This window comes from Blastococcus sp. OS1-29, from assembly GCF_057628075.1.
In genome coordinates, this window is record NZ_JBXXJK010000003.1 from 364,942 (window position 1) to 379,430 (window position 14,489).

At 72.2% G+C, this 14,489-nt stretch carries 20 protein-coding genes; 18 read left to right on the forward strand and 2 right to left on the reverse strand.

What is annotated here, in order from left to right; translation table 11 throughout:
* A complete protein-coding gene (locus AC2H4J_RS09865) occupies window positions 1-468 on the forward strand; it encodes a YdeI/OmpD-associated family protein (RefSeq protein WP_487464684.1) in 468 nt (155 codons plus the stop codon).
* On the opposite strand, the gene AC2H4J_RS09870 is transcribed toward AC2H4J_RS09865, so the two are convergent.
* Window positions 465-842, reverse strand: coding sequence for a type II toxin-antitoxin system VapB family antitoxin (locus AC2H4J_RS09870; protein ID WP_487464895.1), 378 nt, complete (start codon window positions 840-842; stop codon window positions 465-467). The two genes, AC2H4J_RS09865 and AC2H4J_RS09870, sit on opposite strands and share 4 nt — an antisense overlap.
* Before the next feature lie 238 nt (window positions 843-1,080).
* On the opposite strand from AC2H4J_RS09870, the gene hrcA reads away from it, so the two are divergent.
* From hrcA to AC2H4J_RS09945, 15 genes are all read left to right on the forward strand, one after another.
* Window positions 1,081-2,103: a heat-inducible transcriptional repressor HrcA gene (hrcA, locus tag AC2H4J_RS09875; protein WP_487464685.1), complete on the forward strand. Its 1,023-nt coding sequence runs from the start codon at window positions 1,081-1,083 to the stop codon at window positions 2,101-2,103.
* A gap of 15 nt (window positions 2,104-2,118) precedes the next feature.
* Window positions 2,119-3,252, forward strand: coding sequence for a molecular chaperone DnaJ (dnaJ, locus tag AC2H4J_RS09880; RefSeq protein WP_487464686.1), 1,134 nt, complete (start codon window positions 2,119-2,121; stop codon window positions 3,250-3,252).
* A 1-nt stretch (window position 3,253) separates the two neighbouring features.
* A complete protein-coding gene (locus AC2H4J_RS09885; protein WP_487464687.1) occupies window positions 3,254-4,015 on the forward strand; it encodes a 16S rRNA (uracil(1498)-N(3))-methyltransferase in 762 nt (253 codons plus the stop codon).
* A gap of 166 nt (window positions 4,016-4,181) precedes the next feature.
* Window positions 4,182-4,541 carry a histidine triad nucleotide-binding protein gene (locus tag AC2H4J_RS09890; RefSeq protein ID WP_487464688.1) on the forward strand — a complete coding sequence of 120 codons (360 nt, stop codon included), beginning with the start codon at window positions 4,182-4,184 and terminating at the stop codon, window positions 4,539-4,541.
* A 43-nt stretch (window positions 4,542-4,584) separates the two neighbouring features.
* Complete coding sequence (locus tag AC2H4J_RS09895; RefSeq protein WP_487464689.1) at window positions 4,585-5,406, forward strand: enoyl-CoA hydratase/isomerase family protein; 822 nt, start codon at window positions 4,585-4,587, stop codon at window positions 5,404-5,406.
* A 245-nt stretch (window positions 5,407-5,651) separates the two neighbouring features.
* Window positions 5,652-6,632 carry a PhoH family protein gene (locus tag AC2H4J_RS09900; protein WP_487464690.1) on the forward strand — a complete coding sequence of 327 codons (981 nt, stop codon included), beginning with the start codon at window positions 5,652-5,654 and terminating at the stop codon, window positions 6,630-6,632.
* A 2-nt stretch (window positions 6,633-6,634) separates the two neighbouring features.
* Window positions 6,635-7,138: an rRNA maturation RNase YbeY gene (ybeY, locus tag AC2H4J_RS09905; RefSeq protein ID WP_487464691.1), complete on the forward strand. Its 504-nt coding sequence runs from the start codon at window positions 6,635-6,637 to the stop codon at window positions 7,136-7,138.
* Window positions 7,135-8,493, forward strand: coding sequence for a hemolysin family protein (locus AC2H4J_RS09910; protein ID WP_487464692.1), 1,359 nt, complete (start codon window positions 7,135-7,137; stop codon window positions 8,491-8,493). Before ybeY ends, AC2H4J_RS09910 begins: the two co-directional genes overlap by 4 nt.
* 6 nt (window positions 8,494-8,499) lie before the next feature.
* Window positions 8,500-8,832: a cytidine deaminase gene (locus AC2H4J_RS09915; RefSeq protein WP_487464693.1), complete on the forward strand. Its 333-nt coding sequence runs from the start codon at window positions 8,500-8,502 to the stop codon at window positions 8,830-8,832.
* Between the two features lie 45 nt (window positions 8,833-8,877).
* Window positions 8,878-9,405: a nucleotidyltransferase domain-containing protein gene (locus AC2H4J_RS09920; protein WP_487464694.1), complete on the forward strand. Its 528-nt coding sequence runs from the start codon at window positions 8,878-8,880 to the stop codon at window positions 9,403-9,405.
* A complete protein-coding gene (locus tag AC2H4J_RS09925) occupies window positions 9,402-9,848 on the forward strand; it encodes a VOC family protein (RefSeq protein ID WP_487464695.1) in 447 nt (148 codons plus the stop codon). Before AC2H4J_RS09920 ends, AC2H4J_RS09925 begins: the two co-directional genes overlap by 4 nt.
* 62 nt (window positions 9,849-9,910) lie before the next feature.
* On the forward strand, window positions 9,911-10,828 hold the full coding sequence (era, locus tag AC2H4J_RS09930; RefSeq protein ID WP_487464696.1) for a GTPase Era: 918 nt from the start codon (window positions 9,911-9,913) through the stop codon (window positions 10,826-10,828).
* On the forward strand, window positions 10,825-11,571 hold the full coding sequence (gene recO / locus AC2H4J_RS09935) for a DNA repair protein RecO (protein ID WP_487464697.1): 747 nt from the start codon (window positions 10,825-10,827) through the stop codon (window positions 11,569-11,571). Before era ends, recO begins: the two co-directional genes overlap by 4 nt.
* Window positions 11,568-12,332, forward strand: coding sequence for an isoprenyl transferase (locus tag AC2H4J_RS09940; RefSeq protein WP_487464698.1), 765 nt, complete (start codon window positions 11,568-11,570; stop codon window positions 12,330-12,332). Before recO ends, AC2H4J_RS09940 begins: the two co-directional genes overlap by 4 nt.
* Window positions 12,333-12,434: 102 nt before the next feature.
* Window positions 12,435-13,106: a hypothetical protein gene (locus AC2H4J_RS09945; protein WP_487464699.1), complete on the forward strand. Its 672-nt coding sequence runs from the start codon at window positions 12,435-12,437 to the stop codon at window positions 13,104-13,106.
* Here AC2H4J_RS09945 and AC2H4J_RS09950 read toward each other — a convergent pair.
* Window positions 13,067-13,495, reverse strand: coding sequence for a Fur family transcriptional regulator (locus AC2H4J_RS09950; RefSeq protein ID WP_487464700.1), 429 nt, complete (start codon window positions 13,493-13,495; stop codon window positions 13,067-13,069). The genes AC2H4J_RS09945 and AC2H4J_RS09950 overlap by 40 nt on opposite strands.
* An 80-nt stretch (window positions 13,496-13,575) precedes the next feature.
* Here AC2H4J_RS09950 and AC2H4J_RS09955 point away from each other — a divergent pair, with 80 nt between their 5' ends.
* Window positions 13,576-13,893 (forward strand): antibiotic biosynthesis monooxygenase family protein, encoded by a 318-nt coding sequence (locus tag AC2H4J_RS09955; RefSeq protein ID WP_487464701.1) that lies wholly within the window; start codon window positions 13,576-13,578, stop codon window positions 13,891-13,893.
* 91 nt (window positions 13,894-13,984) lie between these two features.
* Complete coding sequence (locus AC2H4J_RS09960) at window positions 13,985-14,371, forward strand: low affinity iron permease family protein (RefSeq protein ID WP_487464702.1); 387 nt, start codon at window positions 13,985-13,987, stop codon at window positions 14,369-14,371.
* Window positions 14,372-14,489: the final 118 nt, after the last annotated feature.

The window sequence follows — 14,489 nt, forward strand, 5'->3', positions numbered from 1 at the left end:
ATGGTGACCGAGCCCAGGCGCGCGAGCTTCGAGACGACCGTGGCGGCGAGCGGCAACAACACCGGGATCGTCGTGCCGCCCGAGGTCATCGAGCAGCTGGGTGCCGGCAAGCGTCCGCCGGTGCTGGTCGACGTCAACGGCTATGAGTACCGGTCCACCGCGGCGGTCATGGGCGGCCAGCACCTGATCGGCATCAGTGCTGCCGTCCGCGCCGCCACGGGCCTGAAGGGCGGCGACCCGATCCGCGTGACGCTGACCGTCGCCGACACCCCTCGCGAGGTCGACGTCCCGGCCGACTTCGCCGCGGCGCTCGCGGCGGCCGACGGCACCGGCGCCTTCTTCGCTGGTCTGTCCAACAGCCTGCAGCGCTACCACGTCGACACCGTCAACGGCGCGAAGACGGCCGAGACGCGTCAGCGGCGGATCGAGAAGGCCGTCGCGCTCTTCCGGGAGGGCAAGCAGCGCTAGAGACGGCGGGGGTTCGGCACCGGCGGCTGCGCCGGGATCGACGCGGTCGCGGGGCCGGACGACGCCTGCACCGGGGTGAGGGCGTCGAGGTCGAGCACGCGCACGTGGATGACGTTGCGCTGCTGGAGGGCGGCCCGCAGGGCGCGGTGCAGCCCGTCCTCGAGGTAGAGGTCGCCGTGCCACTGGACGGCGTGCGGGAACAGGTCGCCGTAGAAGGTGGAGTCGTCGGCGAGCAGTGCGTCGAGCGCCAGTTCCTTCTTCGTCGTCGTCAGCGTGTCCATCCGCACCTGGCGGGGCGGGATCATCGCCCAGTCCCGGGTGGACAAGCCGTGGTCGGGATAGGGCTTGCCGTCACGTACCGCTTTGAAGATCAGGGAACCGACCTCCGCTCTCTGCCCCCGGGTGGCGGGGCGCCGACCCGGCCCACCCTAACCGCCGTCCCCGGGCCGCGCCCCGGCCCTGGCCGGGGGGTGTGATCCGCCGCGAGCCGCGCGACGGAGCGTGGCGGCGGAGGTAGGCTTGCCTGGCACTCTGTCCGTGCGAGTGCCAGTTCTCGGGCGATCGCCCGAGGGGAGTCGCACGGCACGTCGACCGGTACGGGGAGGTGTCACCGTGGCGCACGACGAACGCCGCCTGGAGGTGCTCCGGGCCATCGTGCAGGACTACGTCTCGAGCAACGACCCGGTCGGCAGCAAGGCCCTCGCCGAGCGGCACGACCTCGGCGTCTCCCCGGCCACCATCCGCAACGACATGGCGGTGCTGGAGGAGCAGGGCTACATCACCCAGCCGCACACGAGCGCCGGCCGGGTGCCCACCGACAAGGGCTACCGCCTGTTCGTCGACAAGCTGTCCGCGGTCAAGCCGCTGTCGATGGCCGAGCGGCGGGCGATCGAGCGGTTCCTCGACGGCGCGGTCGACCTGCACGACGTCCTGAGGCGCAGCGTGCGGCTGCTCGCGCAGCTCACCCGCCAGGTGGCCGTCGTGCAGTACCCGACGCTCTCGCGCAGCGCCGTCCGCCACCTCGAGGTGGTGCAGGTGGCGGCCGCCCGGCTGATGCTGGTGCTGATCACCGACACCGGCCGGGTCGAGCAGCGGGTCGTCGACTGTCCGGTCGACGTGGACGCCGAGGCCGTCGCGGAGCTGCGCACCCTGCTCAACTCGGCCTTCAACGGCGTCAAGCTCGTCGACGCCGGCGACAAGGTGCCTGATCTGGTGGAGACCGCTCCGCAGCACCTGCGCGGTCTGGTCGCCACGGTCAGCGCGACGCTGCTGGAGACGCTGGTGGAGCCCAGCGAGGACCGGCTGGTCATCGGCGGCACGGCGAACCTCGCGCGCGGCAACGCGCTCGACTTCCCGGGCACGATGCGGCCGCTCCTGGAGGCGTTGGAAGAACAGGTCGTGGTTCTGCGGTTGATGGCTCAGGTGGACGCGAGCACGGTGCTGGTGCGGATCGGCGAGGAGAACGCCCACGAGGCCCTCACCGGCGCCTCGTTCGTGTCGGTCGGCTACGGCCGCGCCGACCGCCCCCTCGGTGGTCTCGGCATCGTCGGCCCCACCCGCATGGACTATCCAGGAAACATGGCCGCGGTTCGCGCCGTGGCCCGCTACGTCGGCCACCTGCTGGCCGAGAGCTGAGGCGAAGACATCTCGATGGCGACCGACTACTTCGGCGTGCTGGGCGTGGCCCGCGATGCCAGTGACAGCGACATCAAGCGCGCTTATCGAAAGATGGCCCGCGACCTGCACCCCGACGTCAACCCCGACCCCGGGGCCAAGGAGCGCTTCCAGGAGGTAACCCGCGCCTACGAGGCGCTGACCGACCCGGAGAAGCGCCGCATCGTCGACCTCGGCGGCGACCCGTTCGACGCCGGCGGCGGTGGCGGGGCCGGCGGGTTCGGCGGCGCCGGCTTCGGCGGGCTGGGCGACATCATGGACGCGTTCTTCGGCGGGGCGGCGACGCGCGGGCCGCGCAGCCGCACCCGCGCCGGCCGGGACGCGCTCATCCCCATCGAGCTGGAGCTCGACGAGACGGTCTTCGGCGTCACCAAGGACATCACCGTCGACACCGCCGTCCTCTGCACCGTCTGCACCGGAGCGGGCACCGCGCCCGGCACCCACCCGACCACCTGCACCACCTGTTCGGGCCGCGGCGAGGTGCAGAGCGTGCAGCGCGGCTTCCTCGGCCAGGTCGTCTCCAGCCGGGTCTGCCCGACCTGCGCCGGCACCGGTCAGGTCATCCCCGACCCGTGCCCGGAATGCGCCGGCGACGGGCGGGTCCGCTCGCGCCGCACCATCTCGGTGAAGGTGCCCGCCGGCGTCGAGGACGGCATGCGGATCCGGCTGACCGGGCAGGGCGAGGTCGGCCCCGGCGGCGGCCCGGCCGGTGACCTGTACGTGGAGATCCACGAACGCCCGCACGACGTGTTCACCCGGGACGGCGAGGACCTGCACTGCCGGGTCACGCTCCCGATGACGTCCGCCGCGCTCGGCACGACGCTCAGCCTCAAGACGCTGGACGGCGAGGAGGACCTCGACATCCGGCCCGGCACGCAGTCCGGCAGCGTCCTCACCCTGCGCGCCCACGGCGCGCCCCGGCTGCGGGGCACCGGCCGCGGCAACCTGCTCGTGCACGTCGAGGTCTCGACCCCCACGCGCCTGGACCCCGAGCAGGAGAAGCTGCTGCGCGAGCTCGCCGCGCTGCGCGGGGAGGACCAGCCGGAGTCGCACCGCCAGGCGCAGGGTGGCTTGTTCTCCAAGGTCCGCGACGCGTTCAACGGCCGCTGACGTGTCGACCCCAGGGGCCGGCGTCCCCGAGCTCGACGGCGCCCCGCTGTTCCTCCTCGACGTCCTCCCGGAGGCCGACGAGCTGCTCGTCGCCGGCGACGAGGGCCGGCACGCGGTCGAGGTGCTGCGCCTCGCGCCCGGCGAGCAGGTGCGGGTCGGGGACGGGCAGGGCACGGTCGCGGCGGGGTCGGTGCTCTCCGCCGGGTCCGACGGACTGCGGGTGGCGGTGTCGGCGCGCTTCGAGGTGCCCGAGCCCACGCCGGAGTTCGTGCTGGTCCAGGCCCTGCCGAAGGGCGACCGCGGCCCGCTCGCCGTCGACCTGGCCACCGAGCTCGGCGTCGACCGGATCGTGCCCTGGACGGCGTCCCGCTGTGTCACGCGGTGGCGCGACGACCGGATCGAGAAGGGCGTCGCCAGGTGGCGCGCCGTGGCGCGGGCCGCGAGCAAGCAGTCGCGCCGTCCGCGGCTGCCCGAGGTGACCGAGCCGATGACGACCCGCGAGGTCTGCGGGCTGCTCGCCGACACCGACCTCGCCGTCGTCCTGCACGAGCGGGCGCGCCGTCCGCTCGCGGAGCTGGACATCCCGCGCGCGGGCACCATTGCCGTCGTGGTCGGCCCCGAGGGCGGGCTCACCGACGGCGAGGTGGTTGCCTTCCGCGCCGCCGGCGCGCAGGCCGTGCGGCTGGGCGCGGAGGTGCTGCGGACGTCGACCGCCGGCGCCGCGGCCCTGGCCGCACTCTCGATGAAGACGCGCTGGGTCTGACATTGCAGCCGTCCGGGCTGCACCACCACATCCCGGTCCTCCGGACCGCACCACCGCCATGTGCCCGCTTGTGCTGCGACGAGTGAGTTCGCATTCCGCGCCGGGAATCCTCCGGACCCCGCGCCGCGGAATGCAGGGACCATCCTCGTCTGCCTAGGCTCCGCACGTGTCCTCGTGCCTGTTCTGCCGCATGGTCGCCGGGGAGATCCCGGCCGACGTCGTCCACCAGACCGACCGGATCCTCGCCTTCCGCGACATCAACCCCCAGGCGCCGACGCACGTGCTGGTGATCCCGAAGGACCACCACGCCACCGCGGCAGAGCTGGCCGCCGCCGATCCCGGCCTGCTGGGCGAGGTCGTCACGGGCGCGCAGGCGGTGGCGCTGCAGGAGGGCCTGGTGTCCGACGGCGGCACGGAGCCCGGCTACCGCCTGGTCACCAACACCGGGCCGCAGGCCGGCCAGTCGGTGCACCACGTGCACTTCCACGTGCTCGGCGGCCGCCGGATGGAGTGGCCGCCCGGCTGACCGGGACGTCCACAGGCCGAGGGGCCCCTGTCAGGATGCACAGGTGACCGACACGAACGCGCCCGTCCGGATCGAGCGGGACGGCGACGTCGCCGTCGTCGTGCTGGACAACCCACCGCTGAACCTGTTCGACCCGCCGACGTTCAACGCGCTGGAGAACGTGGCCGCCGAGCTGGTCGCGCTCACCGACCCCGACTACCTTGGGCGGGCGCGGGCGGTGCTGATCGAGGCCCGCGGCAAGGTGGTCTCCGGCGGGGTCGACGTCGGCTTCTTCCAGGCGATCGCCGAGGGTCCGGAGCCGGTCCGCCAGGGCGCCGACCTCTGGACCCGGCTGCTGCGGGTGGCCCAGACCTTCGAGGACCTGCCGGTGCCCACCGTGTTCGCCGCGCACGGGCTCACGTTGACCGCCGCATTCGAGCTGGCGCTGTGCTGCGACATCCTGCTGGCCGCCGAGAAGGCGACGTTCGGGTTGGTGGAGATCGTGGTCGGCCTCACGCCATCGATGGGCGGCCCGCAGCGGCTGGCCGAGCGGGCGGGGCCGGCGCGCGCCCGCGAGCTGATCTTCACCGGCGAGCTGTACCCGGCGGCCGTTCTCGAGCGGTGGAACGTCGTCAACCGGGTACTCGCCGACGACGGCTTCGCCGAGGCGGCCCGCGCGTACTCCCACCGGGTCGCCGCCGGCCCGACGGTCGCGCACGCGGCGACCAAGCGGCTGGTCGCCACGTCGGTGCGCGAGGGGGCCCGCGCCGCCGACGTCCTGGTGCCGGAGGTGTCCGGATCGCTGTTCGGCACCTCGGATCTGCGCGGCGCGGTGGCGTCGTTCCTGGCCGACGGCCCGGGCAAGGCGACCTACACGGGACGTTGACCCGGACGGGCGAAGCGGCGATTCGCGTCGGCCTGCGCGGGTAGACTCGGGCGGTCCGCTAGTCCGATCGAAAAGTCAGTTCAGGAAGGCAGGGTCGAGGGTTCTTGCCCGACACCGCCCCAGGCGTCCCCGCAGCTGATGGCAGCGCGTCCCGAGAGGCCTCGGCGCGCGCTGCGGCTCAGGACGCGGCCTCCGGCACACCCGCGGCCGTCCGGACCACCATCACCGTTCCCGATTCCGTCTCGATGGTCGCCCTCCTCGGCTCGGCCGACGAGCTCCTCCGCCTGGTCGAGGCCGAGGTCGAGGCCGACATCCACGTCCGCGGCAACGAGATCGCCGTCACCGGGCAGCCGGCCGACAACGCGTTCGCCGTCCGCGTCTTCGACGAGCTGATCGCCCTGCTCGGCACCCGCCAGGAGCTGCGGCCGGACTCGGTCCGCCGGGTCATCGCGATGCTCAAGAGCGGCGGCTCCGAACGGCCGGCCGACGTGCTGAGCCTCGACATCATTAGCCGCCGCGGCCGCACGATCCGGCCGAAGACGCTAAACCAGAAGCGCTACGTCGACGCGATCGACGCCAATACGATCGTCTTCGGCATCGGGCCGGCCGGTACCGGCAAGACCTACCTGGCCATGGCCAAGGCCGTGCAGGCGCTGCAGACCAAGCAGGTCAACCGGATCATCCTGACCCGCCCGGCGGTCGAGGCCGGCGAGCGCCTCGGCTACCTGCCGGGAACGCTGAGCGAGAAGATCGACCCCTACCTGCGGCCGCTGTACGACGCGCTGCACGACATGGTCGACCCGGAGTCGATTCCTCGACTGATGGCCGCCGGCACGATCGAGGTCGCGCCCCTGGCCTTCATGCGTGGCCGGTCGATCAACGATTCGTTCGTGATCCTCGACGAGGCGCAGAACACTACCGCCGAGCAGATGAAGATGTTCCTGACCCGGCTCGGGTTCGGCTCGAAGATGGTCGTCACCGGCGACATCACCCAGGTGGACCTGCCCGGTGGCCAGCAGAGTGGATTGCGGGTCGTCCGGGAGATCCTCGACGGCATCGACGACGTGCATTTCGCCACGCTGACGAGCTCGGACGTCGTCCGGCACCGCCTCGTGAGCGACATCGTCGACGCCTACGAGCGGTTCGACGCCTCCCGGCAGCCCGCGCCCGCCCGACCGGGCGGCGCCCCGGTCCGGGCGTCCCGACCGCGCCGTCAGGGGAGCTGACCGTGCCCGTCGAGGTCGCCAACGAGTCCGAGATCGCCGTCGACGAGTCCGAGCTCGCGGCCGTCTGCCGCTACGTGCTGGGCGAGATGCAGGTCAACCCGATGGCCGAGCTGTCGGTGCTGTGCGTCGACGTCGAGTACATGAGCAGCCTGCACGAGCGCTGGATGGGCGAGAAGGGCCCGACCGACGTCCTCGCCTTCCCCATGGACGAGCTCGACACCGGCCGGCCCGACGACCCCGACCCGGGGCCCGCCCTGCTCGGCGACGTCGTCCTCTGCCCAGCCGTCGCCGTGCGGCAGGCGCGGGCCGCCGGTCACTCCATGGACGACGAACTGGTCCTGCTGGCCACGCACGGCGTGTTGCACCTGCTCGGGTACGACCACATGGACCCCGATGAGGAGAAGGAGATGTTCGGTCTCCAGCAGAAACTCATCGAGGGCTGGCGGTCGGCGCCGCGCGAGCCGGTGACGGGCGAGCCGGCGACCAGGGAGCCCGGTCCGCGATGAGTTCCTCGGCGATCACCCTGCTCGTGATCGCGATCCTCCTCGTCCCTCTCGGTGCCTTCTTCGCCGCCCTGGACGCCGGGCTGCAGCGGGTGTCCAAGGCGCGCGTCGAGGAGATGCGCCGCGAGGGCGTCAAGCGCGCCGCCGCACTGGAAGAGGTAGTGGCCGAGCGGGCCCGGCACGTCGCGCTGCTGCTCCTGCTGCGGATCGTCTGCGAGACGCTCGCCGCCGTCATCGTGACGGTGCTCTTCTACGACCTCTGGGGCAGCGGCTGGAAGACAGTGCTCACCGCTGCCGGCGGGATGATCGTGGTCAGCTACGTCCTCGTCGGCGTCGGCCCGCGCACGCTGGGCCGGCAGCACGCCTACGGCATCGCGCTCGCGACGGCGGGCGTCGTCCGGCTGCTGGGACGGGTGCTGGGTCCGGTGGCCACCCTGCTGATCCTGATCGGCAACATGATCACGCCGGGTCGCGGCTTCCGGGACGGTCCGTTCTCCTCCGAGGTGGAGCTGCGCGAGCTGGTCGACATGGCCGAGGAGCGCGGTGTGGTGGAGTCCGGCGAGCGCCAGATGATCCATTCGGTCTTCGAGCTGGGCGACACCATCGCCCGCGAGGTCATGGTGCCGCGCACCGACGTCGTGTGGATCGAGCGCACCAAGACCGTGCGACAGGCCCTCGCCCTCGCGCTGCGCAGCGGGTTCAGCCGGCTGCCGGTGATCGGCGAGAACGTCGACGACGTCGTCGGGGTGGTCTACCTCAAGGACCTCGTCCGCCGGTCGCAGAACAGCTCCGACCAGCGCGGGCCCCGCGTCGAGGAGCTCATGCGCACCCCGACGTTCGTCCCGGAGTCCAAGCCGGTCGACGAGCTGCTGCGCGACATGCAGGCCCAGCGCATCCACATCGCGATCGTGGTCGACGAGTACGGCGGCTTCGCCGGGCTGGTCACCATCGAGGACATCCTCGAGGAGATCGTGGGGGAGATCGCCGACGAGCACGACGGCTTCCAGCGGCCACCGGTCGAGGAGCTGCCGGACGGCTCGATGCGGGTCACCGCCCGCCTGCCGGTCGAGGACCTGGCGGAGCTGTTCGACGTCGAACTGCCCGAGGACGACGACGTCGAGACGGTGGGCGGCCTGCTCGCCCGGGCGCTGGGCCGGGTGCCGATCGAGGGTGCCGCCGCGGAGATCGGCGGCCTCCGGCTGGTCGCGGAGAGCACCGGCGGTCGGCGCAACCGCATCGACACCATGCTGGTCTGCCGAGTCGAGCCCCCCTCGGAGGACGACGACGCCGAGGAGCCCCGAGCCTCGAACGGGCGGGGGGCCACCCGCGCGGACGTCCCCACGCCCGTGGAAGGCTGAGGACCCGTGTCTGACCTGCAGCCCGAGGACGCCAAGCTCGTCACGCTCGCCCGATCGGCCCGCGGCCGCACAGGCGCCGCCGAGGGAGCCGCCGTCCGCGACACCGACGGCCGCACCTACCTCGCGGCGTCGGTCGACCTGCCCTCGCTGAAGCTGTCGGCGCTGCAGGCCGCGGTGGCCGCCGCCGTGTCCAGCGGGGTCGAGGGGCTCGAGGCGGCGGCCATCGTGTCGGCGTCCGAGGAGGTGGAGGCCGACGGGCTCGCCGCCGTCCGCGATCTGACGCCGTCCGCGCCGGTCCACCTGGCGGGACCCGAGGGGAGCCTCCGCACCACGGTCTGACGCCCGCGCGACCTCCCCTGGTGGTCCGGGCACGGTGGGGCGACCATGTCCGTCATGCGCGCGGGTGCGGCGGCCCAGCTCCGGACCATCGGCTGGTTGCACGGGGCCCTCACCGACCAGGGCATCGACTACTGGTTGTTCGGCGGCTGGGCGGTCGACTTCCACGCCCGACGTGTGACCCGGGATCACGCGGACGTCGACGTCTCCGTCTGGGCCGCGGACATGGACCGGGTCCGGGCGCTGCTCGAGGGCGACGGCTGGAGCCACGCCCCCGAGCCGGACGAGGACGGCTACACCGGCTACGAGCGAGGCGACGTCCGGCTCGAACTGGCCCTCCTCGAACGGGACGACGGGGGGACGGTGTACACGCCGCTCCGGGAGGGCAGGGGCGACTGGCCGGCCGGGTCGTTCGGCGACGACGAGGCCGAGGTTGCCGGTGTGGTGGCCCGCGTCGTCGGTCTGACCGCTCTGCTGGAGGACAAGTCCGGTCCCCGGCTCGACCCGCTGAGTGCCGGCAAGGACCGAGCCGATGTCGAGGTCCTGGCCTCCCTCCGCACCGGAGGTGCGACGTGACGCCCGGCGCGCCGTTGGCGAACACGATCACGCTGGGGGTCAGAGACTACGACCGGCAGCGGCGGTTCTACGCCGAGCTGGGCTGGCCGATGGCGTTCGACTCCGACGACTTCGTCGCCTTCGAACTGCGCGGCGCGGTCCTCGCCCTGTTCCCCCTCGAGAAGCTCGGTGCCGACAGCGGCGCTGCGCCGGAGGGCGGCCAGGGAGGAATCCGGTTCAGCATCATCATCACCGTCGACACACCGGAGGACGTCGACCGGCTGGTCGAGCGGGCGGTCCGCGCAGGCGCCCGGATCACGAAGGCCCCGGTGGACGCGGAGTTCTTCGAGGGGCGCGATGCCTACTTCGCCGACCCGGAGGACAACTTCTGGGAGGTCGCCTGGGCGGCGCCCGACAACCCGGTCGTCGTGGCCGCGCGACGGGCGGCCGGACTCGACCGCTGACGGGACGGCCGGCCGGCACCTGGTGCGGCGATTCGGTCGGCAGGCGGTGGGAGACTGGCGGGGTGAGCCTTCCTGAGCAGTCGCCGCACCGCAGCGGCTTCGTCGCCCTGGTGGGCCGCCCCAACGCCGGCAAGACGACGCTGACCAACGCGCTGGTCGGCGAGAAGGTCGGCATCGTCAGCAACCGCCCGCAGACCACCCGGCACGCCATCCGCGGCGTGGTGCACAAGCCCGCGGGCCAGATCGTCCTGGTCGACACCCCGGGGCTGCACAAGCCCAAGAGGCTGCTGGGCAAGCGACTCAACGACGTCGTCCGCGACACCCTCTCCGACGTCGACGTCATCGTGTTCTGCATCCCGGCCGACCAGCCCGTCGGCACCGGCGACGCATTCATCGCCCGCCAGCTGCGCGAGGTCAAGGCGCCGATCGTCCTGGTGGTCACCAAGACCGACGCCGCCTCCAAGAAGCAGATCACCGAGCAGCTGATCGCCGCGAGCCGGCTGGTCGACGCCGCGGAGGTCGTGCCTGTCAGCGCGGTCGCCGGCGACCAGGTCGAGCTGCTCGAGGACCTGCTGATCAGGCTGCTCCCGGAGGGCCCGCCGCTGTATCCCGAAGAGCAGACGACGGACGAGGACACCGAGCGGCAGATCGCCGAGCTGATCCGCGAGGCCGCTCTGGAGAAGGTGCGCCAGGAGGTGCCGCACTCCCTGGCCGTCACGGTGGAGGAGCTGACCCGTCGTCCCGACCCGAAGCGCAAGGACGGCGAACTGGTCGAGGTGCACGCGCTGCTGCACGTCGAGCGGAACAGCCAGAAGCCGATGCTGCTGGGCAAGGGCGGCTCGATCATCAAGCAGATCGGCACGGAGGCCCGGCAGGGCATGGAGACGCTGCTCGGTGCGCGGGTGCACCTGGAGCTGCACGTCACGGTGCTCGGCGAGTGGCAGGACGACCCGAAGAAGCTGAATCGGCTGGGCTATTGAGTACGACCCCGAAGTCCCTCTACCGCGACGAGGGCATCGTGCTGCGCACCCAGAAGCTGGGGGAGGCCGACCGGATCGTCACCGTGCTCACCCGGCGGCACGGCAAGGTGCGCGCGGTGGCGAAGGGCGTGCGCCGCACCAAGAGCAAGTTCGGGTCGCGGCTCGAGCCGTTCAGCCACGTCGACCTGCAGTTCTACACCGGGCGCAACCTCGACATCGTGAACCAGGCGGAGTCCATCCGGTCCTACGGCAACGACGTCGTCGACGACTACCCCTGCTACACCGCCGGCACCGCCGTCCTGGAGACCGCCGACCGGTTGACGTCGGAGGAGAAGGAGCCCTCGCTGCGGCTCTTCCTGCTGGTGATCGGGGCGCTGCGGTCGCTCGCCGACCGGTCGCACCCGGCCGGGCTCGTCCTCGACGCGTTCCTGCTGCGGGCGATGTCGGTGGCCGGCTGGGAACCGGCGCTGTCCGGCTGCGCACGCTGCGGCGAGGAGGGCCCGCACCGGCACTTCTCCGTGCCAGCCGGCGGCATGGTCTGCCCGGCGTGCCGGCCGACCGGCTCGTCGATGCCCAGCCCGGTGACCATCGAGCTGCTCGACGCGCTGCTGACCGGTGACTGGGACCGCGCCGAGGCGAGTCAGGGCACCAACCGGCGCGAGGGCAGCGGTCTGGTGGCCGCGCTGCTGCAGTGGCACCTCGAGCGCGGCCTTCGGTCGTTGGCGTTGGTGGACCGCTCGTGAAGAGAGAAGTGAAGGCGCCGAACCCGCACCCGTCCGGTGCGCGGCCACCGGAGATCCCCGCCGACAAGGTGCCCGGGCACGTCGCCATCGTCATGGACGGCAACGGCCGCTGGGCCAAGCAGCGCGGGCTGCCCCGGACGGCGGGGCACGAGGCGGGGGAGTCCTCGTTGTTCGACTGCGTCGAGGGCGCCATCGAGCTCGGTATCAGGCAGATCAGCGCGTACGCCTTCTCCACCGAGAACTGGCGGCGCAGCCCCGACGAGGTGCGGTTCCTCATGGGCTTCAACCGCGACGTGATCCGCCGCCGCCGCGACGAGATGCACGAGCTGGGCGTGCGGGTGCGGTGGGCCGGCCGTCGTCCGCGCTTGTGGCGCAGCGTCATCAACGAGCTGGAGATCGCCGAGGAGCTGACCCGCGACAACGACGTCCTCACGCTCACCATGTGCGTGAACTACGGCGGCCGGGCCGAGATCGCCGACGCCGCCGCCGCGATCGGTCGCGAGGTCGCCGCCGGGCGGCTCAACCCGGACAAGATCGACGAGAAGACCGTCGCCCGGTTCCTCGACGAGCCCGACATGCCCGACGTCGACCTGTTCGTGCGCAGCTCGGGCGAGAACCGCACCAGCAACTTCCTGCTGTGGCAGTCGGCCTACGCCGAGTTCGTCTTCCTCGACACCCTCTGGCCCGACTTCGACCGCCGGCACCTGTGGGCGGCGTGCGAGGAGTACGCCTCGCGGCAGCGGCGGTTCGGCAGCGCCTGACGGAGACCGTCCGCGGGCGTTCGGGGAGATATCCGGGACGGGGGAACCTCACTACGGTGCGGGCACCGCCCGATGTCGCCGGCCGAGACCGCGGGAGACGCCATGAGCCAGCCGCCGTACGGGTCGCGCGGGCAGTTCCCGTACGGGCCTCCGTACGGCTACGGGCCGCCGGGCTCCGGACCCGCCGCTCCGCCTCCGCCGCCACCGAAGAAGCCCGAGCTGCTGCCGTGGCTCATCGTCAGCGGGGCCGTGCTGCTGTCCGGGATCGGCATCCTGCTGGTCCTGCTGCTGCGTGGCGACGGGAAGACCGACCTCACCGGCGCAGCGACGAACACGACCGCGGCGACCGCGTCCGCCACCGCGCCGAGTCCGGGTCCGGCCGCGCACGGCGAGCTCCCCGGTGGCGCCCAGGTCGCGGACCGGAACAGCGGGGAGCAGGCACGGTTCGCCGGATCCGACCAGGTCGCCCTGGCCTGGGTGCAGGCGATGGCCGACGGCGACTACCAGACGGCCTACGACCTCTCCTGCGCCGAGGTGCAGCAGTCGGCGACCGACGCCGCGGCCGGCGACGACCCCGCCTCGACCCTGGGCAGCTACTTCCTCGAGCACACCCTGAGCGGCCACGGCGTCAGCGACGGGACGTTCGACAGCATCATCTACAACCAGGACTCCGACAGCGACATCGCGTCGTTCACGCTGCAGCTCGACGACGGCGAGGAGTTCCTGCTGCTGGTCTACGTGCGGTCGGACGGGACGGTCTGCGACTTCATCTGATCAGCGGCGGCCGACCGGCATGCGGCGCAGGTGCCGAAGATCTCCAGCGTGTGACTGATGTCGGCGAAGCCGTGCTCGCCGGCGACCCGGTCGGCCCACTGCTCCACCGCCGGCCCGGCCACCTCGACGGTCAGGCCGCAGATCCGGCAGACCAGGTGGTGATGGTGCTGGGGGCTGCAGCGGCGGTAGAGCGCCTCGCCGGAATCCGTGCGGATCGAGTCGAGCTCGCCGTCGTCCGCCAGCGACTGCACCGCCCGGTACACGGTCGACAACCCGACCGCGTCGCCACCCTCCCGCAGCCGCTGGTGCACCTCCTGGGCGCTGTGGAAGCCGTCGAGGTCCTGGAAGACCGCTCGAACGGCTTCGCGCTGACGGGTGGTGCGGGCCATGCGTCCATGGTGACAGGCGGGCCCTGACACCAGCATGGCAACGTCTGGGCTCCGGATCGGAGCAGGCAGGGGAGGACGACGTGTTCGCGGTGACGCGGTTCCGCGCAACAGGGGACGACGCGGCGGCGCTGGCCGCGGCCGTGCCGGCGCTGCTGGCCGCGCTCGGGGGCCGACCGGGATTCCTTGGCGGCGACCTCGGTCGCGCCGCGGACGACCCCGACCTGTGGGCGCTGGTGACCCGCTGGGACGGCGTGGGCTCCTACCGGCGGGCGCTGTCGAACGCGGACGTGAAGATCACCGGGGCGCCCGTCTGGGTGCACGCCCTCGACGAGCCCGGCGTCTACGTGCCGCTCGACGACGGACGACCAGGGGACGTGCCGGCGGCATCGGCACGCTGAGGGACTGTCGCGCCGATGGACTGACAGCGTTTGCGCAGGTCGGCGCGAAGGTGCTCACTGGCAGGTAGACGGCCTGCGAGGAGGCGGAGAGATGGGAACGGGAGCCGAACAGGAACCGGGCATCTTCACTCGGTTCACCACACGAACGTCGAAGGTCCTCGGTCATGCGTGGGTCTTCATCGCGGCCCTGGTGGTCCTGATCGCCTGGGGGCTCAGCGGCCCCCTTCTCGGTTTCTCCGACACCTGGCAGCTGATCATCAACACCGGGACGACGATCGTCACCTTCCTGATGGTGTTCATCATCCAGAACACCCAGAACAGGGACACGGCCGCGATCCACGTCAAGCTCGATGCGCTGATGCGCGAACTCCAGGTGGGCAATCTGAAGCTGTACGACGCGGAGAACGAGGGCGAGGGCGAGCTCGAGCGGCAGCGCCAGCGCATCGAACAGCAGGCTTCCATGCAGAAGTCCGACTAGAACCGCGGTTCTTCGCCGCGCCCGCGGGTCGTGGGGGAGTTCGGCCGCCGGTACCGCACCAGGGCACGCGGCCGGGCGGGGCGGCGACGGATTCGAGGCGCCCGGCCCTACGCTGCCC

Bases quoted from the DNA above. Each gene is read 5' to 3' on its own strand.
- AC2H4J_RS09865 (WP_487464684.1), top strand. From the start codon at position 1: ATGGTGACCGAGCCCAGGCGCGCGAGCTTCGAGACGACCGTGGCGGCG.
- dnaJ (WP_487464686.1), top strand. From the start codon at position 2,119: ATGGCGACCGACTACTTCGGCGTGCTGGGCGTGGCCCGCGATGCCAGT.
- AC2H4J_RS09900 (WP_487464690.1), top strand. From the start codon at position 5,652: ATGGTCGCCCTCCTCGGCTCGGCCGACGAGCTCCTCCGCCTGGTCGAG.
- AC2H4J_RS09910 (WP_487464692.1), top strand. From the start codon at position 7,135: ATGAGTTCCTCGGCGATCACCCTGCTCGTGATCGCGATCCTCCTCGTC.
- AC2H4J_RS09920 (WP_487464694.1), top strand. From the start codon at position 8,878: ATGTCCGTCATGCGCGCGGGTGCGGCGGCCCAGCTCCGGACCATCGGC.
- AC2H4J_RS09945 (WP_487464699.1), top strand. From the start codon at position 12,435: ATGAGCCAGCCGCCGTACGGGTCGCGCGGGCAGTTCCCGTACGGGCCT.
- AC2H4J_RS09950 (WP_487464700.1), bottom strand. From the start codon at position 13,495: ATGGCCCGCACCACCCGTCAGCGCGAAGCCGTTCGAGCGGTCTTCCAG.
- AC2H4J_RS09960 (WP_487464702.1), top strand. From the start codon at position 13,985: ATGGGAACGGGAGCCGAACAGGAACCGGGCATCTTCACTCGGTTCACC.